General features: G+C 54.3%; 23 protein-coding genes. 8 read left to right on the top strand and 15 right to left on the bottom strand.

The window, feature by feature from the left end:
• Nucleotides 1-466: 466 nt before the first annotated feature.
• The 10 genes from nth to blr all read right to left on the bottom strand — a co-directional run bounded on the left by nth (nt 467) and on the right by blr (nt 7,803).
• The gene (gene nth / locus U9O48_RS10260; protein WP_285144665.1) at nt 467-1,102 is read right to left on the bottom strand and encodes an endonuclease III; all 636 of its coding nucleotides are present in this window, start codon (nt 1,100-1,102) and stop codon (nt 467-469) included.
• On the bottom strand, nt 1,099-1,785 hold the full coding sequence (locus U9O48_RS10265; RefSeq protein ID WP_282493267.1) for an electron transport complex subunit E: 687 nt from the start codon (nt 1,783-1,785) through the stop codon (nt 1,099-1,101). The genes nth and U9O48_RS10265 overlap by 4 nt, the downstream gene beginning before the upstream one ends.
• A 2-nt stretch (nt 1,786-1,787) precedes the next feature.
• Entirely contained in the window at nt 1,788-2,408 is a 621-nt protein-coding gene (gene rsxG / locus U9O48_RS10270; RefSeq protein WP_285144664.1) for an electron transport complex subunit RsxG, read from the bottom strand.
• A 10-nt stretch (nt 2,409-2,418) separates the two neighbouring features.
• Nucleotides 2,419-3,471 carry an electron transport complex subunit RsxD gene (gene rsxD, locus U9O48_RS10275; protein WP_285144663.1) on the bottom strand — a complete coding sequence of 351 codons (1,053 nt, stop codon included), beginning with the start codon at nt 3,469-3,471 and terminating at the stop codon, nt 2,419-2,421.
• Entirely contained in the window at nt 3,472-5,481 is a 2,010-nt protein-coding gene (gene rsxC, locus U9O48_RS10280; RefSeq protein WP_285150233.1) for an electron transport complex subunit RsxC, read from the bottom strand. It abuts the gene before it with no gap.
• Nucleotides 5,474-6,049, bottom strand: a complete 576-nt coding sequence (gene rsxB / locus U9O48_RS10285; RefSeq protein WP_285150234.1) for an electron transport complex subunit RsxB — start codon at nt 6,047-6,049, stop codon at nt 5,474-5,476. Before rsxB ends, rsxC begins: the two co-directional genes overlap by 8 nt.
• Complete coding sequence (gene rsxA, locus U9O48_RS10290) at nt 6,049-6,630, bottom strand: electron transport complex subunit RsxA (protein ID WP_095281828.1); 582 nt, start codon at nt 6,628-6,630, stop codon at nt 6,049-6,051. The genes rsxB and rsxA overlap by 1 nt, the downstream gene beginning before the upstream one ends.
• Before the next feature lie 76 nt (nt 6,631-6,706).
• Nucleotides 6,707-7,147: a DUF2569 domain-containing protein gene (locus U9O48_RS10295; protein WP_282493262.1), complete on the bottom strand. Its 441-nt coding sequence runs from the start codon at nt 7,145-7,147 to the stop codon at nt 6,707-6,709.
• An 86-nt stretch (nt 7,148-7,233) separates the two neighbouring features.
• Nucleotides 7,234-7,449, bottom strand: a complete 216-nt coding sequence (gene ydgT, locus U9O48_RS10300) for a transcription modulator YdgT (protein ID WP_064325909.1) — start codon at nt 7,447-7,449, stop codon at nt 7,234-7,236.
• A gap of 228 nt (nt 7,450-7,677) precedes the next feature.
• Entirely contained in the window at nt 7,678-7,803 is a 126-nt protein-coding gene (blr, locus tag U9O48_RS10305) for a division septum protein Blr (protein ID WP_174348432.1), read from the bottom strand.
• A 247-nt stretch (nt 7,804-8,050) separates the two neighbouring features.
• Here blr and U9O48_RS10310 point away from each other — a divergent pair, with 247 nt between their 5' ends.
• Entirely contained in the window at nt 8,051-9,091 is a 1,041-nt protein-coding gene (locus tag U9O48_RS10310) for an oxidoreductase (protein ID WP_285150235.1), read from the top strand.
• An 834-nt stretch (nt 9,092-9,925) separates the two neighbouring features.
• Here U9O48_RS10310 and add read toward each other — a convergent pair.
• Together add and U9O48_RS10320 are read right to left on the bottom strand one after the other, a co-directional pair.
• The gene (add, locus tag U9O48_RS10315; RefSeq protein ID WP_285150236.1) at nt 9,926-10,924 is read right to left on the bottom strand and encodes an adenosine deaminase; all 999 of its coding nucleotides are present in this window, start codon (nt 10,922-10,924) and stop codon (nt 9,926-9,928) included.
• A gap of 168 nt (nt 10,925-11,092) precedes the next feature.
• The gene (locus tag U9O48_RS10320; RefSeq protein WP_285144657.1) at nt 11,093-11,713 is read right to left on the bottom strand and encodes a helix-turn-helix domain-containing protein; all 621 of its coding nucleotides are present in this window, start codon (nt 11,711-11,713) and stop codon (nt 11,093-11,095) included.
• Nucleotides 11,714-12,342: 629 nt separating this feature from the next.
• On the opposite strand from U9O48_RS10320, the gene U9O48_RS10325 reads away from it, so the two are divergent.
• From U9O48_RS10325 to U9O48_RS10345, 5 genes are read left to right on the top strand one after another with little or no spacing between them, the layout of a single operon-like run.
• Nucleotides 12,343-12,873 (top strand): fimbrial protein, encoded by a 531-nt coding sequence (locus U9O48_RS10325; RefSeq protein ID WP_285144656.1) that lies wholly within the window; start codon nt 12,343-12,345, stop codon nt 12,871-12,873.
• A 60-nt stretch (nt 12,874-12,933) separates the two neighbouring features.
• Nucleotides 12,934-13,611, top strand: a complete 678-nt coding sequence (locus U9O48_RS10330; protein WP_285144655.1) for a molecular chaperone — start codon at nt 12,934-12,936, stop codon at nt 13,609-13,611.
• Between the two features lie 39 nt (nt 13,612-13,650).
• Nucleotides 13,651-16,179, top strand: a complete 2,529-nt coding sequence (locus U9O48_RS10335) for a fimbria/pilus outer membrane usher protein (RefSeq protein ID WP_390888434.1) — start codon at nt 13,651-13,653, stop codon at nt 16,177-16,179.
• The gene (locus U9O48_RS10340; protein ID WP_285144653.1) at nt 16,176-17,231 is read left to right on the top strand and encodes a fimbrial protein; all 1,056 of its coding nucleotides are present in this window, start codon (nt 16,176-16,178) and stop codon (nt 17,229-17,231) included. Before U9O48_RS10335 ends, U9O48_RS10340 begins: the two co-directional genes overlap by 4 nt.
• A gap of 14 nt (nt 17,232-17,245) precedes the next feature.
• Complete coding sequence (locus U9O48_RS10345; protein ID WP_285144652.1) at nt 17,246-17,755, top strand: fimbrial protein; 510 nt, start codon at nt 17,246-17,248, stop codon at nt 17,753-17,755.
• A gap of 80 nt (nt 17,756-17,835) precedes the next feature.
• On the opposite strand, the gene U9O48_RS10350 is transcribed toward U9O48_RS10345, so the two are convergent.
• Both U9O48_RS10350 and malX read right to left on the bottom strand, forming a co-directional pair.
• On the bottom strand, nt 17,836-19,008 hold the full coding sequence (locus U9O48_RS10350) for a MalY/PatB family protein (RefSeq protein WP_324724243.1): 1,173 nt from the start codon (nt 19,006-19,008) through the stop codon (nt 17,836-17,838).
• Between the two features lie 49 nt (nt 19,009-19,057).
• Complete coding sequence (gene malX / locus U9O48_RS10355; protein ID WP_285144650.1) at nt 19,058-20,647, bottom strand: maltose/glucose-specific PTS transporter subunit IIBC; 1,590 nt, start codon at nt 20,645-20,647, stop codon at nt 19,058-19,060.
• A 179-nt stretch (nt 20,648-20,826) separates the two neighbouring features.
• Between malX and U9O48_RS10360 the strand changes: the two genes are divergently transcribed.
• Nucleotides 20,827-21,855 (top strand): Mal regulon transcriptional regulator MalI, encoded by a 1,029-nt coding sequence (locus U9O48_RS10360; RefSeq protein WP_282493257.1) that lies wholly within the window; start codon nt 20,827-20,829, stop codon nt 21,853-21,855.
• A 96-nt stretch (nt 21,856-21,951) separates the two neighbouring features.
• A complete protein-coding gene (locus U9O48_RS10365; RefSeq protein WP_324724245.1) occupies nt 21,952-22,467 on the top strand; it encodes a phospholipase D family protein in 516 nt (171 codons plus the stop codon).
• A 124-nt stretch (nt 22,468-22,591) separates the two neighbouring features.
• Here the strand turns inward: U9O48_RS10365 and U9O48_RS10370 are convergent, their stop codons facing one another.
• Entirely contained in the window at nt 22,592-24,109 is a 1,518-nt protein-coding gene (locus U9O48_RS10370; protein WP_324724247.1) for a YdgA family protein, read from the bottom strand.
• Between the last annotated feature and the right edge of the window lie 86 nt (nt 24,110-24,195).

Genomic DNA, 24,195 nt, shown 5'->3' on the forward strand with positions numbered 1-24,195 from the left:
TATAACCGACGTGGTATAATCAGCGGGTCAGGCAAATGTTATTTAGCGTTAAATCTCACAGCCAGAGAATTGGTGGTTTTTTTCACTACTGAATGCCCTCAAAAAGCCCCGTATGGCGATATGTTCTGCTATATGCCCTTTCAGGCAGTCAGATGACCCATAATCCGAAAATGAACTGGTTTAATCTGTGGGTAACGATCGGTCATAGCCTGTGCAGGCAAGGGCTTATCAGGTTTTTAGATACAAAAATCCAACATGACGTTATCACAGTGATCTCTGTCACAGATGTATAGAAAATTTCGCTGACGAAAAAACAATTAACCTGCCTGAGTGTTAATGAACCGAACAATCGACAGGTCTAAAAGTCAGCGCAGCGGATAATAAATGGGCAAAAGGAAGGTTCACGGTTAGACCTTCCTTTTGTAAGGGATTGATTGTGTGAAGGGATAACAAAATGCAGCAGATATCAGAGATCGACTTTCTCTTTAAACTCGCATAAATCTTCAATCAGGCACGAGCCGCAGCGCGGTTTACGGGCGATACAGGTATAACGCCCGTGCAAAATCAGCCAGTGATGGCAATCGACTTTAAACTCGGCAGGAACGACTTTGAGCAGTTTATCTTCGACCTGCTCGACGTTCTTCCCTGGCGCGAAATTAGTGCGGTTACAGACGCGAAAGATATGCGTATCGACGGCAATCGTCGGCCAGCCAAAGGCCGTGTTGAGCACCACATTCGCCGTTTTACGCCCGACGCCCGGCAGCGCTTCGAGCGCCGCGCGGTCTTCCGGCACCTCACCGCCGTGTTGTTCGACCAGAATACGACAGGTCTTAATCACGTTTTCGGCTTTGGTGTTAAACAGGCCGATGGTCTTGATATAGGACTTCACGCCGTCCACGCCCAGCTCCAGCATCGCTTGCGGCGTGTTGGCGACGGGGTAGAGCTTCGCCGTCGCTCTGTTGACGCTGACGTCAGTCGCCTGCGCGGAGAGCAGCACCGCGATCAGCAGTTCAAAAGGGGAGCTGAAGTTCAGCTCCGTTGTCGGATGCGGGTCGTTATCACGCAGGCGCGACAGAATCGCTATGCGTTTCTCTTTATTCATACAGCCTTCTCAGGGAGTCCTTCCTGCACGCTGCGCTCGGCGGCGCGGCGCTTACGTTTCTCATCAATGAGGTATTTTATCGCCAGCATCATGCCAAGGCCAATAAAGGCACCCGGCGGCAGCATCGCCAGCAGGAACGGCGTGTCGGTATGGAAAACTTCAATGCGCAGGACTTTCGCCCAGCCGCCCAGCAGCGCATCCGCGCCATCGAACAGGGTGCCGTTACCGAGGATTTCACGCAACGAGCCGAGGACAAACATCGCGCAGGTCGCACCCATGCCGATGGCAAAGCCATCCAGGGCGGAGATCAGCGGATCGTTCTTCACCGCGAAAGCTTCCGCACGGCCCACCACGATACAGTTGGTGACGATCAGCGGGATAAAAATCCCCAGCGACTGGTACAGGCCAAACGCGTAGGCGTTGATCAGCATCTGCACGATACTCACCACCGAGGCGATGATCATCACGTAAATCGGGATACGGATTTCCGCTGGCGTCCAGCGGCGCAGGGCAGAGATCGACAGGTTGGTCAGGGTCAGTACCAGCGTCGTCGCCAGCCCCAGACCCAGGGCGTTGGTGGCGGTTGATGTTACCGCCAGCAGCGGGCACATTCCGAGCAGTTGCACCAGCGCGGAGTTGTTCTTCCAGAGACCCTGGACAATAACCTCTTTAACCTGGCTCATGATTACTCCTCACACCCGGGAAGATTGTTAAGTTGCGCGGGCAGCGTTTGGGCATACAGCCCGGCGCGTTTCACCGCATTCACCACCGCGCGCGGCGTAATGGTCGCACCGGTAAACTGGTCGAACTCGCCGCCGTCTTTTTTCACCGCAAAGGCAGTGTCGTTTTCACCGTGAATCACTTTTCCGGCGAAGTGCAATATCCAGTCGCCGAGGCGCAGCTCGATTTTATCGCCCAGGCCCGGCGTTTCGTGATGCTCGGTGACGCGCGTACCCAGTACGGTACCGGAGAAGTCGGTCCCGACCAGCAGCTGAATTGCGCCTGAGTAGCCGTCCGGGGCGGTTGCTTCCATCACCGCACCCACGGCGGTATCGCCTTTGCGCGCAATGAAAATGCGGTGTTCACCTTTGCCTAACTGCGGGGCCTGCACGATAAAGCAGCTTTTCTGCAGGTCATTATCGTAGAAGTCCGACGGGATCACCTGATCGAACAGCGCTTTTTGTTGCTTCGCCGCTTGCTCTTCAATGGTGTTTTTAGTCAGTTCATTCACCAGTGCGGTCAGACCGGTCAGGGCGGCGGCGAAGATCGCCAGCGTCACGCCGTGTTTTTGCATCGTTTTCAGCATGGCGAATCCCTTAGCGGTGGCCATACACGCGAGGACGCGTGTAGTAGTCAATCAGTGGCACGGTAATATTGGCGAGCAGAACGGCAAAGGCCACACCGTCCGGATAACCGCCAAAACTACGAATCAACCACACCAGCAGCCCCGCCAGCGCGCCAAAAATCAGGCGTCCACGGTTGGTGGTAGAGGCGGTGACCGGGTCGGTCAAAATAAAGAACGCACCCAGCATGGTGGCCCCTGAGAGCAGGTGCATCTGCGGGCTTGGCAGCGGCTCGGACGAGAACGCCCAGCCGAGCGTGGCACAGATCGCCAGCGTCACCAGGAAACTGACCGGAATGTGCCAGCGAATCGCTTTCTTCCACAGCAGGAATACGCCGCCCAGAAGATAGGCGATATTCACCCACTGCCAGCCTGCGCCCGCCAGTACGCCGCTGTAGATCGGATACTGCATGATCTGCTCCAGGCTGTGACCGGCATGCAACGAGGTTTTAAAGGTGTCGAGCGGGGTGGCCTGGCTTACTCCGTCCACGCCCATGCGCAGGGTGTTCATATCGCCACCCGTCGCCGTATGCCCGGTGAAGATCACCTGCAACGCATCCATAAAGCCCGGCACCGTCGCGGCAATCTCATGCGGCGGCAGCCAGCTGGTCATCTGGACCGGGAAGGAGATCAGCAGCACCACGTAACCGATCATCGCCGGGTTGAACGGGTTATGCCCCAGCCCGCCGTACAGCTGTTTGGCGATAATGACCGCGAACACCGTACCCAGCACCACCATCCACCAGGGGGCAAACGGCGGAATACTGATCGCCAGCAGCAGGCCCGTCAGCAGGGCCGAGTTATCGGCGAGGATGCGGGTAACGGGCATTTTGCGCAGTCGAAGTACCAGCGCTTCAGCGGCCAGCGCACTACCGCCGCCGAGGAGGATCTGAAACAGTGTCCCCCAGCCAAAAAACCAGAACTGCACGGCGATGCCCGGCAGGGCCGCCAGGCAGACCAGCATCATAATGCGCGACGTCTGGCGCTGGTTATGGGTGTAAGGGGAACTTGCGATTCTGAAAACCATTTAATCCTCGTTTACTGCCTGCTGTGCGGCTTTCTTAGCCTGAACGCGCGCAATCGCGGCGGCGACTGCGGCTTTGCGTGGGTCGTCGTTTGCTGCGGGTTCGGCTTCCTGCTGGGCCGCTTTACGGGCTTTGGCGCGAGCGATAGCCGCTTCAACGGCGGCTTTACGCGGGTCGACGGGGGCTTCCGGCGCGGCTGGCGCTTCCTGCTGGGCCGCTTTACGTGCTTTGGCGCGGGCGATAGCCGCTTCTACGGCAGCTTTACGCGGATCGACGGCAGCTTCCGGCGCCACAGCTTCTTCCTGCTGCGTCGCTTTGCGCGCTTTGGCACGAGCAATCGCCGCTTCTACAGCCGCTTTGCGCGGGTCGATTTCTGCGTCCTGCGCTTTCTCTGCCTGACGCGCGCGGGCCTGCGCTTTACGCGCTTCGCGGGCGGCGATGGCCTCGCTGTTATCCGGTTTTTCACCGGCAGGGATAATCACCGGCTGGGCAGCAGAGGCTTTCTTCTCGCGAACGCGTGCCAGCGCGGCATTGATCGCATCCTGATCTTTTTCGGCTGGCTGCACCGCGGCCTGCTTATGACGTTCCTGGCGCGCCAGTTTTTCGCGCTCAAGACGCGCCTGACGCGCTTCAAAGCGGGCTTTGGCTTCTGCCGCGCGTTTGTCTTCCAGCGAAATGGCGTAAATCTCGGCCTTTTCCTGACGGAAATATTGCACCAGCGGAATGCTGCTCGGGCAGACCCATGCGCAGGCCCCGCACTCGATGCAGTCGGCCAGATTGTGGGCTTTGGCTTTGTCGTGCAACTGACCTTTGCTGTACCAGTACAACTGCTGCGGGAGCAGATCCGCCGGGCAGGCGTCGGCGCAGGCGCTGCAGCGAATGCAGCCTTTCTCTTCCTGCTCCTCGCCCATTTCACTGGCGGAAGGCGCCAGCAGACAGTTGGTAATTTTCACCACCGGCACGTCGAGCCAGGGGAGGGTAAAGCCCATCAGCGGGCCGCCCATGATCACCATCTGATCGCTGCCCGGACAAAATCCGGCCTGCTCCAGCAGATGGCGCACCGGCGTACCCAGACGCGCCCAGACGTTGCCTGGCTGCGAAACGGATTCCCCGGTCAGAGTCACCACGCGCTCGGTCAACGGCTCGCCGTCGATCACCGCGCGTTTCACTGCGTAAGCCGTACCGACGTTTTGCATCAGCACGCCGATATCGGACGAACGGCCGCCGTGCGGAACCTGTTTGCCGGTTAAAATTTGCGTCAGCTGTTTCGCGCCGCCGGACGGGTATTTGGTCGGAATAACGCGCAGGCCAATATCGTGGCTGCCCGCCAGCACCGCACGCAGCATGGAGATCGCCTGCGGCTTGTTATCTTCGATGCCGATCAGCACTTCGCGCGGCTGCAAAATGTGGGCAAGAATGCGAATGCCTTCCACGACCTGCGCGGCGCAGTCCTGCATCAGACGGTCATCGGCGGTGATGTAGGGCTCGCACTCGGCGGCATTGATGATCAGGGTCTCGATCTTGTCGCCACCGCCGCGCAGTTTGGTCCCGGTCGGGAAGCCAGCGCCGCCGAGACCGGCCACGCCGAACTGATGGATGCGTTCGATCAGCGCCTCGCGGCTCTGGGCGCGATAATCGCTCCAGCCGTCGCGCTCAATCCAGCGGTCTTCGCCATCCGGCTCGATAGTGACGCTTAATTCAGACAGCGCCGAAGGGTGGGGCACCGTGTGTGGGGCGATCGCCACCACTGTCCCGGAGGTCGGGGCATGGACCGGGAGCATACGCCCGCGGCCGAAAGTCAGCTGCTGGCCGCGCAGGACGGTGTCGCCGACCTTGACGCACAGCTCGCCCTCCGCGCCGATATGCTGTTTCAGTGGCATGACGAAACGGGTCGCCAGCGGGATCTGGCGCAGCGGCGTGCCGCTGGACTGGGTTTTCATCTCCGGCGGATGAATGCCGCCGTCGAAATCCCAAATCTTCTCTTTTCTGAAAGCAGAAAATAACTTAAGCATGGTGTTCCACAGGAATTATACGAACTGGAATGGTTTGAAGATCCCACTTCCAGCTGTCAGTCGTCGTCTCGACCGGACGCAGCTCGATGCATTGCGTCGGGCAGGGGGCCACGCAGAGGTTGCAGCCCGTGCACAGATCCGCCATCACGGTGTGCATCGCGCGGGTCGCACCGACAATGGCGTCCACCGGGCAGGCCTGAATGCATTTGGTGCAGCCGATACAGTTGGCTTCGTCGATCACCGCCAGGGCGCGCACCGGCACTTGCGCCGTTTCGTCGCCATCCACCGGCTGCGGGTCAACGTTCAGCAGCGCGGCGATTTTCAGCATCACGGCTTCGCCACCCGGCGCACAGCGGTTAATTTTTTCACCGTTGCCGACGGCCTCAGCATAGGGGCGGCAGCCGGGATAGCCGCACTGGCCACACTGGCTTTGCGGCAGGAGATCGTCAATTTTTTCCACGACAGGATCGCCTTCGACCGCAAAGCGGCGCGAGGCGTAACCCAGAATAATGCCAAAAAACAGCCCCAGCACGCTGATGGAGGCGATGGCAATCCAGATAGCATTCATTACAACTTCACCAGACCACTGAAGCCCATAAAGGCCAGAGACATCAAACCGGCGGTGACCAGCGCGATGGCGTTACCGCGAAACGGTGCCGGAATATCGGCAGCGGCCATGCGTTCGCGAATCGACGCAAACAGCACCATGACCAGCGAAAACCCGACCGCGGCGGAAAAACCGTACAGCGCGGATTGCAGGAAATTATGCCCAAGGTTGATGTTGAGCAGCGCCACGCCGAGAACGGCGCAGTTAGTGGTGATCAGCGGCAGGAAGATGCCAAGCAGGCGATAGAGCGCCGGGCTGGTTTTACGCACCACCATTTCCGTAAATTGCACCACAAAGGCAATCACGAGGATAAACGCCAGCGTGCGCAGGTAGGTCAGGCCGAGGGGGATCAATATCCAGGTATCAATCCACCAGGCGCAAATAGAGGCCAGCGTCATCACGAAGGTGGTCGCCAGCCCCATGCCCATCGCGGTCTCCAGTTTTTTGGAAACCCCCATGAACGGGCACAGGCCAAGGAACTTCACCAGCACGAAGTTATTAACCAGCACAGTTCCGACAAAGAGCAGTAAGTAATCGGTCATTATTTAGCCTGAAACAAAAAAGCCGCCTATTATCGGATAAACCACAACGGGCGACAACAGGATAACTGTAGGGTTATTACGGATTCACAAAGGTCTTTTTCACGCGGGCAGAGCGCCTGAAATAGGGCGCGAAGATCGCAGCGGCCAGCAGCGGGAACAGAAGCTGGCGGGTCGCCAGTAAATCTGAAACCGGGGAAAAGGCAAAGGCCTTAATCGCCAGCAGCACAGAGATCAGCAGCCAGATAATATAGTGCTTAGGCACTTTCTGACGGCGTTTAAAGAAGGCGATGGTCAGCCACAGGGTGTAGTACCACATGGCAATAGCAAAAGCGAATGAGACAAACCACAAGGCAATATTCAGCGTGCTTTGGGAGGTCAGATTTTTTAACGCATACGGCGTCACGAGAGCCGTGGTGTACAGCAGCAGCGCCAGCGATGCGCTTAACAAAGCAACCAGTAACCAGGCGAGCGGGGCGAGTAACCAGCCTCCGATTTTTTCTCCAGGCGATGTGGTCATGTTATCTCCCTCAGTCTGCGCGAAATGATACCCGGCAAATTTACCGGGGCGTGAGTATATAACATTTCGCGCCGATGGCTACCGTCTTACAGCACGTAGCGCCAAACTGATTTAGGGACTTCGCCGATATTGAACAGACGACCGCCGGAAACCAGCTCTGCGCGGCGGTGATCGGCAGCGCGGTACATATTGATGATGTCCTGATTATCGGTCAGCGTGTAGTTCAAATGATCAAACAGTTTTTCCAGGCTCTCGAGAGAACTGATTTTGCGAAATTTTAATAAATAGTCCTGAACTGTCATGGTAATAAGCTTCCATTTTAAAAGTAAATCATACAAGTAGGGTAATTCGCTCGAATAATAAACGGATAAATAAGGACGTAAACTGCCCACTCAAGGATTAAAGCTAAATTAGGAGTTTTCTTTTATAAATTCAGGCGTCGAACGACGCCCGGAGAAGAAGGTTAACCCTGATGACTGCGGCTGGCAACAAGCAACTGACAGGATATGTCACTCTTTTGGCAGCAAAAGCTATTTCGCCTGCGAAGCCGCAACGGGCTCCGGCGGCTGGTAGTTATCAATATGGCTGGCAACGCCGAGCAAAATGACAGAAACACCCAGGACAACCCATCCCGCTAATTCAACGATTCTATTAATGATTGACGTCATAATCTTTTGTTTGTGATTTATCCATAAATACAGGTTGAGAATGTTACAGCGTGATTTCGGCTATCGCAAGTCCTTCGGGAACGGTTTCCCTTCATGAATTCAGCAGGTTATATAAATGTAACAAAGACCTCCGGTGCGTCATGCTGGTTTTAGTTTTGTAATCCATTACAAAACTATTGTGACAGCAATGTTGATAGTGTGAGAATGGGTGAAAGACAAGACGAGAGGCAACGACATGAGTGACAAAATCCGCGTCGGATTAATTGGTTATGGTTACGCGAGCAAAACGTTTCACGCGCCGCTGATTGTCGGTACGCCTGGAATGGAGCTGGCGGCGGTTTCGAGCAGCGACGAGGCTAAAGTTCACGCTGACTGGCCCTCGGTGCCGGTGGTGTCTGAACCTAAGCACCTGTTTAACGATCCGAATATCGATTTAATCGTCATCCCCACGCCGAACGATACCCACTTCCCGCTGGCGAAAGCAGCGCTGGAAGCGGGCAAACACGTGGTGGTGGATAAGCCCTTCACGGTGACGCTCTCTCAGGCGCGCGAACTGGATGCGCTGGCAAAAAGCCTGGGGCGTCTGCTGTCAGTATTCCATAACCGTCGCTGGGACAGTGATTTCCTGACGGTGAAAGCGCTGATGAACGAAGGGACGCTGGGAGAAGTGGCGTACTTCGAGTCTCATTTCGACCGTTTCCGTCCGCAGGTGCGTAACCGCTGGCGCGAGCAGGCCGGTCCGGGGAGCGGCATCTGGTACGATCTGGCTCCGCATCTGCTGGACCAGGCGGTGAACCTGTTCGGTCTGCCGGTAAGCATGACGGTGGATCTCGCGCAGCTGCGTCCGGGCGCACAGGCGACGGACTACTTCCACGCCATTTTAAGCTATCCGCAGCGTCGCGTGGTGCTGCACGGCACCATGCTGGCGGCCGCAGAATCTGCGCGCTATATCGTGCACGGCACGCGCGGGAGCTACGTGAAGTTTGGCCTGGATCCGCAGGAAGACCGCCTTAAAAACGGCGAGCGTTTGCCGCAGGAAGACTGGGGCTACGACATGCGCGACGGCGTGTTAACGCGCGTTGAAGGGGAAGAGCAGGTGCAGGAAACCTGGCTGACCCTGCCGGGGAACTATCCGGCGTACTACGCGGGGATCCGCGACGCTCTGAACGGCACGGGCGAAAACCCGGTTCCGGCAAGTCAGGCGATTCAGATTATGGAACTGATAGAGCTGGGCATTGAATCCGCGAAACACCGCTCGACGCTCTGTCTGGCGTAACGCAAAAAAGGGCCGGCGAATTTGCCGTAATGCTGGCCAGTTAAGCATCTGAGGTTGTTCCGTTCACCTTATGTTCAGCAGAATATAATCGCGTCACAACCTGTGAACGTGCAAAGGGGGCCACGCGGCCCCCTTTGCAATCCCCGCGCCCCGCCATGAAATCGGTGCTTCGCACTGCGCTCACCTTCCGGCCTGCTGCCTGCGGTCGGCTCGACTCGTGATTACTCGTCCCATCCATGGGACTCGCCCCTTCGGGGCCAGCGCAAGCGCTGTTCAAAATTGCTCCCGGCAATTTTGTCCTGTCTCGTTTCGCCTCTGGCCGCCATCCCTGGCGTCCAGCCCTTGTCATCTGGCCTCCGGTTCGCCGATTTCTGCGGGGACCCAACACCGGTGCCACATTCAAACGACTAAGAAGGTTGAGGGATCGTGAGTCCGGCTGAAAATCGCCGAAGCGTTTCCTGGAGGCCGGGTCGAGGCGCAGGGATGCGCCGAGAGGGGGCGACCTGCATGGATGCAGGATCGCGCCCGACCCGAAAGCCGTAAGGAATAAGCTGAGGGCACCGCGAAGCGGCGATTTTCTTTGCCGGGAGCCGGGGTTGCCAGGGTGGTGGCGATTGAGCCACCCTGGCACGTTCACCGCAGAGAGATGGACCGGAAGCAGAGGAACGAAAGTGAACGGAACAATACCACTGATGCCATAAAGGTCCTGGGACAGGCAAAATAATGAATTTAAATTCATTATTTTGCTTAACTGACTGGCATTACGGCGAATTTGCCGGCCTTTTATATTCATTTGTAGGCCGGGCAAACGAAGTGCCGCCCGGCAAATGGCTATCACCCTGCAACTTTATCGCGCAAGGCCTGTTTCTCTTCTGCGCTTAAGAACGCAATTTCCAGCCCGTTAATCTGCGCCTGACGAATCTGTTCCCGGCTTAGACCCGCCTGCGGTGCGGCAACATTATACTCATGAACAATATCGACACCCTGAACTGCCGGGTCGTCGGTGTTCAGCGTTGCCAGCACGCCGTGCTCGAGGAAAGTTTTCAGCGGATGCTGCGCCAGAGACGCGACCGTGCTGGTCTGGATATTGGACGTCAGGCAGGATTCGATACCGATGCGCTGCTCGGCCAGGAAATCCATCAGGGCCCGGTCTTCAACGGCTTTCACGCCGTGACCGATACGCTCAGCACCCAGCTCACGAATCGCCTGCCAGATGCTTTCCGGACCCGCCGCTTCGCCCGCATGGACGGTGATATGCCAGCCCGCGTCGCGCGCACGGTTGAAGTGGGAAAGGAACAGACTGCCAGGGAAGCCCAGCTCATCACCGGCCAGATCGACGGCGGTGATGTGGTCGCGGTGCGCCAGCAGCGCTTCGAGCTCCTGCAGACAGGCCGCTTCACCAAAGGTGCGGCTCATAATACCGATCAGACGCGCCTGAACGTTAAAGGCTTTACAGCCTTCGTGCACGCCTTCAATGACCGCTTCCACCACGCCTTCAACAGGCAGGTTGTGGTTCATCGCCATATAGCCCGGAGAAAAACGCAGCTCGACGTAGTGCAGGCCATTGCGCGCCGCATCTTCGATATTCTCAAACGCCACGCGACGGCAGGCATCCAGCGACGCCAGCACTTTCACGCCCCAGTCCAGTTTGCTGAGGAAGCTGACCAGATCCGGCTCGTTAGCCGTCACCTGAACATGTGGAATCAGGGTTTCAATGGTTTGCGCGGGGAGAGATAAATTAAACTGGCGGCCAAGATCGAGAATGGTTTGGGCACGAATGTTGCCATCAAGGTGACGGTGAATATCGGTTAAAGGCAGGCGGGTATCAATCATGGTCGCACTCTTTTTCTGGTTAAAGTGCAGCGCATTATACAATAATTTATAGAAAATTTAACGACAGGTTAGCAGGCGTGCCTGAGAATATGAAAGGAGGCTGCTTGTGAAACTTCCTGGGCAGTCTCCGTGTTTCACGATCCTTGTTGAACGTATTGATTCTGAGGGCTAGTAGTTTTCAGGTAAGTGATGAACCTCTTTGAGTATCCCTTTGACAATAACGATGTAACCTCCATCTTTTAAATCAGAAAGAATACGCATTATACCGCTTCGTGAGATGCGCGTTTTGCTGCGTATGTAGGTTTCGGCCAGGATGTTATCGCGCACCTCTTCCGGCATATTAATCAATTCATAGAGTTGATACCGAACGATATTGTAAGTAGTCGGGGCCGTCAGTTTAAATATCTTTTCAATGCTGATGCTGTTGATGGCCAACTGGTGCCTTGCGAAAAGCTCCCAGAGCCGATGGCGGTGTAGCAGCTCAAATAAGTCTTCACGATTAATGATAGCAATTTCCGAGGGCACGATGACTTTAATGGTATAGATGGACTCAGTTCCTGGAGGCAAAGGGATAGCGCCTCGCAGCGTTGGCGCATCAAACAACTCAACGAGGATATCGTCAGGCTGTCTGTACACGGAGACCGCTCCTTTGCGCACAAAATAGCAAACGGGTTTTTGGGTTGCGCCAATCGTAAAGCGGGTATTGATGGGAATGTCGCGGTATTGCAAAAAAGGCTCAAGCTTATTCATCAGAGCCAGTAGGTTTTCAGGATCTGTCTTGGTTGCCATTTGGACAACTTGAGTCATTGTTGAAGTAATCATAAATGGAATATTATTTTTAATAAATATTAATTAGAGAGTAGACAGTGAAAAAGGTTTAGTCAAATTTAAAATTATTAATTCATGCACATGAGGGTTAATTCCCATGCCCGAACTGTCTGTGTTAATCAAAAATCGTATTAAATAACCTCTTCGCTTATCACTATATTATCTGTACTTAAATGAAATATGCTGCCTTATGAATTGAGTGCCAGAGGAGGTATCGACAGTCGTTCATACTTTGGGGGGCACTTGTGTTATCTCTCTTTATAGGCGAACACTCAACATATATCAATCTACCATCCTGGCAATATAAAATCTGACTGTATTTGATCCAGATTTGGATTGGGGAGAGATGGGCTATGAGGGATTTATAAGATTTCGCCCAATCTAAATTGGGATCGGTTTTGCGTTGATACATAAATACACACTCTGCATAATTCATTCCGAGTTAACGACTAAGCGTATAAGTAGATGCATATAATTTTATGCATTGCTGTCGACATTCGTTAATTGTTGAAGTTTGAAATGATTGATGGAACATATCTCTGGATCTTAGAGCTTCAATTATTAACCACATCCCAATCAAGGAATTTGTAATGAAAAAGAATTTTATCGCTATTGCGGTAGTTGCTACTGCTGCTGTTTCTATGTCTAACGCTTTTGCTGCGGCAGGCACCGTGAATTTTACCGGCGAGATTCTTGATAAAGCATGTACCGTTGACGTTGATTCTCAAAATCAGACTGTTGCACTGGGTTCATATAATAAATCTGAGTTTACTGCCGCTGGCAGCGTAACAGCCGCAAAAAAATTCGCCATCGTGCTGAAGGATTGTCCGGCGGCTGTAACAACGGCTCATGTACGTTTTGATGGTACACCAGAGCCTACCGATTCCACGCTGCTGGCAATCGACGGTTCAGTAGCCGGTGCGGCAACAGGTGTGGCTATTAACCTGATGTCAGCCGACAAGAATCAGCTGCCACTGCATAGCGATAACAGCTATCGCTACACACTGAGCAGCACTGCGGATAACACCCTGGATTTCTACGCACAGTACAAATCCACCGCTGCCACTGTGACTGCAGGTCCTGCTAACTCTGTAGCCAGCTTCTCTGTTGTTTACAATTAATTCCCTCGACGGGAAGTAATATGAGGCCGATTTTCGGCCTCATTTTAATTGAGGTATAAAATGAATTTTCTTCGCAAAACTTTTATTGCCAGCGCTTTAATTATTGCTGGTGCTTCTGTCGCTCATGCTGGTGTCATCATTGGTGGCACCCGCGTAATATATGATGGCAATAAAAAGGAAGCCTCCATTAGCGTAAACAATCCGGACGCCACGCCTTATCTTATTCAGTCATGGATAGAAACGCTAAACGGAGGGGTTGAGAAAGCTCCTTTTATTATCACACCGCCACTGTATCGTCTCGATAAAGATCAGCAAAACGTTGAGCGTATTATTATGGCGGGTGCATTACCTCAGGATAAGGAAAGCCTGTACTGGCTAAATATCAAAGCGATTCCGTCTGCACCTAAAAAAGAAAATAGTTTACAGGTCGCAGTAAAAACACGGATCAAGCTGATTTACCGACCTGAAGCCCTTAAAGGCATCGCACCGGAAGAACTGGCTGAAAAATTAACCTGGAGTCATTCGGGTGACCAGCTTCGTGTCACAAACCCGACACCTTATGTAATGAATTTCAACCAAATTAGCGTCGGCGGAAAACAGCTGGAAGACGTGTCGTATGTTCTGCCGGGGGCGACGGCGCAGTTCACTCTGCCTAAAGGCGTGAGCAGTGGGGCACTGACATTTACTGTGATTAATGATTATGGCGGCCCAGGGAAACCCCATAAGAATGCGATTTAAGTTAATGAAACAACAATATTCAAATGGATTTTCAGGTTGATGGTGATGATGAAACAAACGTTCAGTTTTAAACCGGCCAGGCTGGCACTTTTTATTGCGGCTGCGCTGGGCATGATGACTCATGTAGTCAATGCCCGCGATGAATTCAATCCCGAGCTGCTTGAAGTGGACAATCCAGGTGCCGGTAAAACTGACCTGTCAGCGTTTGAAGCTGGTTCCCAGGCTCCAGGGACTTATCATGTGGATATTGTTCTTGATGAGCAACTGATGGACACGCGCGATGTTGATTTCAAAGGGACGACAGATACCAACGGTGAAACCGTTTTACAGCCTTGCTTGACCCTGGAACAGCTTAAAGCCTGGGGAGTTAAAACAGAGCTCTTCCCCAGTCTGGCAGCCTCTGGGCAGTGTGTTGATCTGGCGGCTATCCCTAAGGCCTCGGCGGATTTTCAATTCGCGACCCAGCGCCTTGTGATCAGCGTGCCTCAGGCAGCGTTAGTCCCTCAGGCCCGCGGCTATGTACCGCCTGAGCAGTGGGATGAGGGCATCAATGCAGTAATGCTGAATTACAGTGCCAGCGGCTCAAATAACTGGCAGCGTGGGAATAATGGCGGTTCAGATAATAGCCAGTATGCGAACTTGCGTCCGGGCGTGAATATCGGTCCATGGCGTCTGCGTAATTATACCACCTGGAACCGTGACACTAACGGTCAGGATAAGTGGGACACGGTCTATACCTACGCTCAGCGTGATGTCATCCCCCTGAAGGCTCAGTTCACCGCCGGTGACAGTAATGCACCGAGTGATATTTTTGACAGTATGCCGTTTCGTGGTGCGCAGTTAGCGTCTGACGACGACATGCTCCCGGACTCGCTGAAAGGCTATGCGCCAGTGGTTCGTGGAATTGCCCGCACTAACGCTCAGGTAATTATTCGCCAGAACGGCTACCAGATTTATCAGAGCTATGTCGCACCCGGTGCCTTTGAAATTACCGATATGTATCCCACCGGTGGCGCGGGCGATCTGGATGTAACGATAAAAGAAGCCGACGGCAGTGAACAGCATTTTACGGTGGCGTTTGCATCGCTTCCGGTACTGCAGCGTGAAGGCCGTTTTAAGTATGCCCTGACAGGAGGGCAATATCGTTCTTATGACAGCAGTGTCGATAAAACGCCGTTCGGTCAGTTGACCGGAATTTATGGCCTGTCGTATGGGGTAACGATTTACGGCGGTGTGCAGGAATCGAGCAAATACCAGTCTCTGGCGAGCGGTATCGGCAAAAACCTGGGGGACTTTGGTGCATTCTCTGTGGATGTGACTCAGGCCTGGTCGACACCGAAAGATGAGATCAAAACCAGCGGTCAGTCCTGGCGCGCGCGTTACAGTAAAAACATTCTTGATACCGGTACCAACTTCGCTATTGCAGGTTACCGCTATTCCACCAGCGGATATTACGGCATGCAGGAAGTACTGGATTCCTACAGCAATAACGGTGGTGTGATTGATCGCCGTCGTAATCGTATGGAACTGACGGTCAGTCAGACCCTGGGGCAAGATCTGGGCTCACTTATGCTGAGTGCGGTACGCGAAGATTACTGGAATTCTGAACGCACCATGCAGTCGTACAGTGCGGGGTATAGCAACTCCTGGCGCGGCATGAACTATGGCCTGACCTACACCTACAGTAAAAATGGTTCAGCAACAGGTAATGGCGATCAGACCTATTACGATAAAGACCAGCAGTTGGCGGTGAATATCAGTATTCCGCTGGAGAAATTCCTGCCGCAGTCGTGGGCCAACTACAGCATGAACGCCAGTAAAGAGAATGGCACTACGCACACGGTCGGCGTGAGCGGTATGGCAATGGAAAACAATGCGCTTAACTGGAACGTGCAGCAGGGTTATGGCACCGACGACGTGGGTTATACCGGCAGCATGAATGCTGACTATAAAGGCACCTACGGCGAGATGACCGCAGGCTATGGTTACGATAAAAACAGTGATCGTGTGAACTACGGTATCCAGGGCGGCATCCTGGCGCATGAAGATGGCATTACCTTTAGCCAGCCGCTGGGAGAAACCAACGTGCTAATTAAAGCGCCGGGTGCAAAAGGGGTTGATATTCAAAACCAGACTGGCGCAAAAACCGACTGGCGCGGTTATACCACCGTCAGCAACCTGACGGTTTACCGTAAAAATGATGTGGCGCTGCGCACAGATTCTCTGCCGGATGATGTGGAGCTGGATCTGACCAATAAAGCGGTTATTCCGACACGTGGTGCGGTGGTACGTGCTGACTATATTGCCAGTGTGGGTATGCGAGTGCTGATGACGATAACTCAGGCAAATGGTCAACCAGTGCCTTTTGGTGCAATAGCAACGCTTGAGGGTCAAAAGACAAATGGCTTTATTATTGGCGATAACGGACAAGTATATTTATCCGGGTTGCAGCAAAGCGGTCGGATGAATATTAAGTGGGGGGAATCCTCTCAGCAAAATTGTAGCCTGAGCTTCCATTTACCTGAACAATCCAAAGGTGTCGCCATGCTGAACGAGCAGTGTCAATGATGGAAATTTCGATGAAATATATAAAACTAGTATTCTTACTCTTTATTGGTGTGTTTCTTTTGCCTGGTTATTCGTTTGCCAGTTATAGCTGTTCACCTCTGTCTGGCTCTATTTCAGTCAATTTAAATACGATCACCGTGCAACGAGACACGGCCGTGGGCACACTTTTGGCAACCATTACTGGGCCCAACGCATCAGCCTATAGTTGCTACGTGTCAAACCCGTCATCAGGTACGACTTTAGTTCTTGGTGTGCAATCTATTCTTGGTTACTACGGGCACATGGATGGGATCAGTGTCTACAGAACGAATGTCCCAGGAATCGGTATTGGAATCGGTGGTGCTGGATCAATGAACGGTTTTAACTACACGACCTATGTTGGCGATGGTACCTCATCGTGGTATGGATCAGATTGGAACAGTGTCGTAGTTACAGCAACTTACGATAGTAAAACTATTTCATCTTACATTTCACCGATAATAAAAGTGTATAAGATTGATGACGCTAGCTCCGGAGTTATATCCGGACAGGTAGGGGCGGTCATTATGGGTATGAGCAACGGTTTTAACACAAGCTATGTGAGTAGTTGGGCTCAAGATATTCCACTGATGGTGACGGGTACGATTAATGTGGTGGCCTGTTCAATTAAAACACCAACGCTCAATTTCCCAATAGGGGATGTACTGGCCTCGAAATTTGGTTCAACTGTTGGGACCACACCATCGGACGCTCAAAATACGCAAAATCTGGGTCTGGATTGTGACCCTCAGGCAAATATCAATGTCAGTTTATCCGGAACTCAAAACCCGGATGTCGGCACCACCAGCGTGCTGGCATTAACAGGGCAAGGTGACGCTGGCGTCGCTCAGGGCGTGGGCGTGCAAATTGTTTATAACGGCTCTCCGCTGACATTAAACAACCGAATTGTCTTGAAAAAATCCGCAGGCGGCCAGGAAACTTTTCCTTTAACCGCTCGCTATTATCAAACCAGAACATCTGTGACCACGGGTACGGCAAATACATCTGCAACGCTGAACTTAACCTATCAGTAAAAAAGGAATTTATAATGAAAGTTAAAATGTTATCAGCCGCGATGCTTATGTTATTCAGTGCACTATGTCATGCATCGGATCCGGTAAGTTTACAGGTGACAGGGAATATCATCGCCTCGCCGTGTCAGATTAGTAGTGAAAGCGTCAATAAAGCCGTTGACCTTGGGCAGGAAATCCAGTTATCCGATCTGCAAACTGCGGGTGGTGCCTCGCCCTGGGTTAATTTCACGCTGGATGTGGATTCTTGTCCACAGGGGACAACGAAAGTCACTATGACGATGCATGGTACCGCAGATGCCACCAATCCCGCTGATATGTATGTCAGCACCGGTGTGGCGGAAAATGTTGCGGTGCAGGTACAAAGCCAGGCAGGGGACGCATTAGGTGATGGGAAATCGATTACGGGTAATATCGCTAGCAGCGCGTATTCATTTCCGCTGCGTGCACGAGTATACAGTGAAAACGGTGATGCTACCGCAGGCTCAGTGAAAACAACCATTACAGCAACCTTTGTCTACCAGTAAAAATTCGCCCGGCGGCGCTGCGCTTGCACGGGCCTACTGGTTTTGTAGGCCGGGTAAGCGCAGCGCCACCCGGCAAAATGTTACAGCAGCGTCCGAATCCCCGCAATCAACCGCTCAACACCCTGTTCCAGCTTGCGCTTAGGGCATCCGGCGTTCAGGCGTACATACCCGTTACCTTCCACGCCATAAGTGTATCCCGGCATAATCGCCACTTTTTGCTGCTCGATCAGCACTTTTTGCAGTGCTTTGTCGTCGATCCCTAACGGACTCAAATCGATCCACGCCAGATAGGTCGCTTCCGGCGGCTGCCAGTTCAGCTGCGGGAAGGCTGCGTTCAGCTGCTCTGCCACAAAGCGCAGATTATTTTCCAGATAGGCGCGCAGCGCATCCAGCCACGCTTCACCTTGCTCGTAAGCGGCGATATGCGCCGTCAGCGCCAACACGGAAGGGGATGACAGCCCGTCGCGGCCTTTCAGCGCTTTCAGGTAGCTCGCCCGACTTTCGTCGTCGCCGATCAGCCCGTAGGCGCCGGTCAGCGCCGGAATGTTGAAGCTCTTGGACCCTGAGGTCAGCAGCGCCCACTTGCTCTTCGCCACTTCGTTCCACGGCGTATGCTGGTGGTCGCCCCACACCATATCCATGTGGATTTCATCGCTGATCACCGCCACGCCGTAGCGGGCGCAGAGTTCGGCCATGGTGTTCAGCTCGTCGCGCGTCCAGACCTTACCGGTCGGGTTCTGCGGGCTGCACAGCAGTAAAATCGTGTTCTCGGGTTTCGCCAGCTCGGCTTCCAGTTTCGTCATATCGCACATCCAGCCGGTCGCGCTTTTTTGCATCGAAACCGGAACCACTTTGCGATCGTTGCCCTGCACGGCGTTGTAAAACGCATCATACGCCGGGGTGTGGACCACGATGCCGTCGCCCGGTTTTGACCAGATGCGGATAAGCTCCGAGACCATGTAGATCACCGACGGGCCATACACGAGGGAGTCTTTATCAATGCGGCTGTTGAATCGCTGCTGGAACCAGTGCGCCACGGCGGCGAGGAACTCGTCATTCTTCCAGCGGCTGTAACCAAATACGCCGTGGTTGATGCGCTCATGCAGCGCGGCGGTGATGCACGGCGCGGTGGCAAAATCCATATCGGAGATAGTAAAAGGCAGCAGGTCGTCTGCCCCGAAGCGGTCGGCGACGTAATCCCACTGGGTACACCAGGTCCCATGGCGATCGACGACGGTTGAGAAATCAAACATAGCGCTCGTCCTTAAAATAAAACCCCCTTCATGGGAAGGGGGTGAGGTGTCAGGCTTCTACCGTACGCATCAGCGTCGATAGCTCATCTTTGACCGACTGGACCTGCGGCCCAATCACCACCTGCAAATTATGCTGATTCAACTGTACCACGCCGATGGCCCGGTTGGCCTTCAGGGCGTTGGTGTCCACTTTCGACATATCGTTCACCGACAGACGCAGGCGGGTGATGCAGTTATCCAGCGACGTGATGTTATCCGCGCCGCCCAGTGCTGCCAGAATCGCTGGCGTGTTGTAGCCAGATTTACCGACAGTCCCAACCACCGCTTGTTCAGTGCTGGCGGTGTCCGTATCACGGCCAGGGGTTTTCAGGTTAAAGCGGGTGATGGCGAAGCGGAAGATACCGTAGTACACCGCGAACCAGATGGCTGCCACAACCGGTACCAGATACCACTTGGTCGACAGACCGTGCAGGATCCCGAACACCACGAAGTCGATCACGTTGCCGTCGGTGTTACCGATGGTCACGCCCAGAACCGCCATCACGGTGAAGCCCAGACCGGTCAGCACGGCGTGGATGAGATACAGAACCGGGGCGACGAACAGGAACAGGAACTCGATCGGTTCAGTGGTACCGCCGACGACGCAGGCGATGACACCGGAGATCAGCAGGCCTTTAATTTTGTGACGATTTTCAGGGCGTGCGCAGTGGTACATCGCCAGCGCTGCGCCCGGCAGACCGCCCAGGAAGGCCGGCATTTTACCCTGCGACAGGAAGCGAGTCGCGCTCTCAGAGAAGCCGTGGGTGGTCGGGCAGCTCAGCTGCGCCTGGAAGATGGTCAGCGCGCCACTCACGTCGTGGCCACACACGTCCATCGTGCCGCCCGCTTCGGTAAAGCGGATCAGCGCCACCAGAATGTGCTGTAAACCGAACGGCAGGAGCAGACGCTCACCGGTCCCGAAAATCATCGGACCGAAATCGCCCGCGCTGTTAATGATGCGACCAATGCCCGTAATGCCCATCGCGAAGACCGGCCAGATCAGTGGAATGATCAGACCAAACAGACCCATAACAACCAGAGTTGCAATCGGCACAAAGCGGGTGCCACCGAAGAAGGCCAGGGCGTCCGGCAGGCGGATATTGTGGAAGCGCTCGTGCAGCATCCAGATGATCACACCGGCAATCACTGCACCGAGGATCCCGGTGTCGATGGACTGAATGCCCAGCACGCTCTGAATGTTATTGGCTTTCAGCACCGCGGCGTCGGTGGTAGGCAGAATGCCTTTGGCGGTCAGCCAGAAGTTCACCGCCAGGTTCATCACCGCATACCCGACGAAACCGGCAAATGCCGCCACGCCTTTGTTCTCGCGCGCCAGCCCCAGCGGGATAGCGATACAGAACATCACCGGCAGGAAGCTAAAGGCAAAGGAGCCGACTTTACTCATCCAGATGAAAATCGCCTGCAGCACCGGATTGCCGAGGAACGGGATCAGCGTAACGACATCATGACTGCTGAGTGAGCTGCCGATCCCGAGCATGATCCCGCAAAACGAGAGCAGTGCCACCGGCAACATAAAGGTTTTACCCAGTTGCTGGAAGAACTCCCACAGCGATATTTTTTGTGCTGCTTTCGCCGTCATAAAACGACTCCTTGATGGTTTAAAATGGTTTTAGCTGATTCACTGTGGCGAGAAGATAAAACGTTTTACCAAACTTTAGTGCGCTCTGAATCACATTCTCGTGCTTTAATTAGCAGTATAAATAGAACCTATTGATAAAACGTTTTATCGGACTGCACATCAGGGAGTTGCGCGTTCACATGTCTGTTGCGAAGAAGATCACCATCAATGATGTTGCGCTGGCGGCCGGGGTATCGGTCAGTACCGTTTCGCTGGTCCTCAGCGGAAAAGGGCGCATTTCTCCCGCCACCGGCCAGCGTGTAAACGAGGCGGTGGAGCAACTGGGGTTTGTGCGTAACCGTCAGGCGGCGTCGCTGCGCGGCGGGCAGAGCGGCGTGATTGGCCTGATTGTGCGCGATCTGACGTCGCCTTTTTACGCGGAACTGACCGCCGGGCTGACGGAAGCGCTTGAAGCGCAGGGGCGGATGGTTTTCTTGCTGCACGGTGGCCGTGAAGCGGAGCAACTGCTGTCGCGTCTGGACATGTTGCTCACGCAAGGCGTGGACGGCGTGATTATCGCCGGAGCGTCGGGCGTGGGCAGTGAACTCTGCGAGCGCGCAGCCGAGAAGGGCGTGCCGCTGGTCTTCGCCTCGCGCGCCAGCTATCTCGATGAAGCCGATACCCTGCGGCCCGACAACATGCAGGCCGCACAAATGCTGACCGAGCATCTTATCCGTCGCGGTCATCAGAAAATCGCCTGGCTGGGCGGGAAAAGCTCCTCACTCACCCGCGCCGAACGCGTGGGCGGCTACTGCTCGACGTTGATCAAATACGGTCTGCCGTTCCACAGCGAATGGGTGGTCGAGTGCGAATCCAGCCAGAAGAAAGCCGCCGAGGCGATGGGCGCGCTGTTGCGCAGCAATCCGACCATTAGCGCGGTGATCTGCTACAACGACATCATTGCGATGGGCGCGTGGTTCGGCCTGATCCGCGCCGGGCGCCAGAGCGGCGAGGGCGGCGTGGAAACTTTCTTCGACCAGCAGGTGGCGCTCGGTGCCTTTGCCGACGTCGGCGAAAACGCGCTGGACGACCTGCCTATTGTCTGGGCCACCACACCGGCGCGTGAGATGGGTTATACGCTGGCTGACCGGATGATGCAGCGCATCGAGAAATCAGACGTCCAGGCCGGGCACCAGATCGTGTCGGCGCGACTGGTGACGGTGAAGTAAGAAGCATCAGTTTGCTGAATGATCCAGATCAACGGCTGAGGTCAGCGAACGATGCATATTCAGCGCACCTGTTTTGTTCTGTAAAACGATTACCCCATGCAAATCTCCAAAACCCTGCTCGCCTTAGCGTTCATTCCTGCGTTGTCTTTTGCCTCCAGCAATATCGAAGTCGGTTTTTCACCGGAGGGCGGCGCCCAGGAGCTGGTGCTGAAAACCATCAATGAGGCGACAAAATCGATCCGCATGATGGCTTTTTCTTTTAGCGCCCCGGATGTGATGAATGCGCTGGTGGCGGCGCAAAAGCGCGGCGTCGACGTGCAAATAGTGATTGATGAGAAGGGAAATATCAGCAACAAAAGCCTGCTGGCAATGCACTACGTGACGCAAAACGGCATCAAGCTGAGAACGGATAATCACTATCGTATTCAACACGATAAAGTGATTATTACGGACGGGAATACGGTGGAAACGGGCTCATTTAACTTTGCCAAAACGGCGGAGTACAAGAACTCAGAGAACGTGATTGTGATTCATAACGCGCCGGAGCTGGTGGCGCAGTATCTTGCGCACTGGGAGAACCGCTGGCGGCAGGGGGTGGATTTTCCGTCATAAAAAAAAGCCGGGTGGCGAGGTAAATGCAAAACGGCAACAAAGTTGCCGTTTTTAATGTTTTCTCCCTCTCCCTGTGGGAGAGGGTTGGGGTGAGGGCACCAGACCGCACCCCACGATTTCTTAGTTACTGCTGCGAAGCCGCAGGTTCAGACGGTTCAGGCATTCCCAGCGTTGGCATCCCGAACATGCCGACGAAATCTTCCAGCGGCATTTTCTGCCCGTTCAGCGTCACCTGGCCGTTCGCATACTGCAGGCTGGTGCCGATCACGTTATCTTCCAGCGTCGTGATGCGGAACATCTGGCCCATCGCCGCCATGCCTTTCACCTGCTGGCTTGCCAGCTTCGCGGCGTCGGCGTCGTTATACCCTTCAAGCTTCGCAATCTGGGTCATAAACTCGGTCGCCATATCCACCGGAATGGTCAGCTTGCTGTCGATGGATTTCACGCTGCGATCCACTTCCTGCGCCAGCGTCTGCGCTTCACCGGTCGCCGTTGCCGGATCTTTCAGGAACAGAGACAGGTTAAAGTTGGTTTCGCCTTTGCTGTTTTTCCAGCTCAGCGGAGCGATGGTGATCACCGGTTCGCCTTTCAGCAGCAGCGGCAGGTTGCTTAGCAGCGCATCCATCGCTTTTTGCTGATACAGCTCAGGGTTCTTAGTCATCAGCTCTTTATCAGCGAGCAGCGCCTGGCTTTGCGCGCGATACTGCTGGCTAAACTGGTGCCACGCCTGGCCATCGATATTGCCGATTTTCAGGGTCATTTTGCTGGAGCCCAGATCCTGGTTCTGCACTTTCAGGCTCTTCAGGCTGTAATCCAGCTGGCTGTTAACGGTTTTCTCGTCTTTAGAGATATCAGATTGACCGTTCAGATCCATCCCTTCCAGCACGGCCATCTCTTTGCCTTCCACAGAAATCGCCAGTTTATCGAGGCTGATTTTCTGATCGCCGATGCGTTCATCAAAACTGGTCAGGCGGCTGTTGCCGTCTGCTTTCAGATTATTGAAGGTCATCTGGACTTTCTGATTGTATTCGTTGACCGCGTTCACCAGGCCGCTTTCCGCCGAGCCGCTCAGGGAGAAGACGTTACCCTCGCGATCCGCATCCAGTTTGAAATCGCCGCCGCTGAAGGCCACTTTCTCGTCGCCTTTTTCGTAGTTCAGCGCTTTCAGGGCAATATCAGAGCTGGTATCACCGGCGTAGCTAATGCGCGTATCAATCACAAACGGAGATTCGTTCTTCGCCAGATCGAACAGCGGCTTAGTCGCTTCGTTGTTCACAAGCGTTGTTTTCACCGATGCCATGGAAGGGATCAGGTTGAAATGCTTAAGCTGCGCCAGCGGGAAGGGACCATGATCGACCACTTCGTCCAGCACCACGCTCTGACCGGCTTTCAGCCAGCCGTTCTCAGCTCCCGCAACCGGCTTCACGACCAGCTGCATATGGCTCTTGAAGACGCCGCGCTGATAGTTCTGATAGCTCAGTTCCAGCCCGGCTTCCGGTGCTGTGCGTTTGATTTCGCCGTTGGCCTGCGCCACCATTTCGGCCAGACGGCCTTCCAGCTGCTTGCCTGTAAACCATGACGCACCCGTCCAGACAACCCCTAATGCGACAACAACGCCAACCGCTACAACCGATTTTTTCATCGTGATTATCCCTAAAATGAAACCAGGCGGTAGAAACCGCCTGGAGATATAAAGCCTGTAACTAGCTTAGCAAGAGAGTCGATAAA

The organism is Lelliottia sp. JS-SCA-14 (assembly GCF_035593345.1).
Lineage (GTDB): Bacteria > Pseudomonadota > Gammaproteobacteria > Enterobacterales > Enterobacteriaceae > Enterobacter > Enterobacter wanjuensis.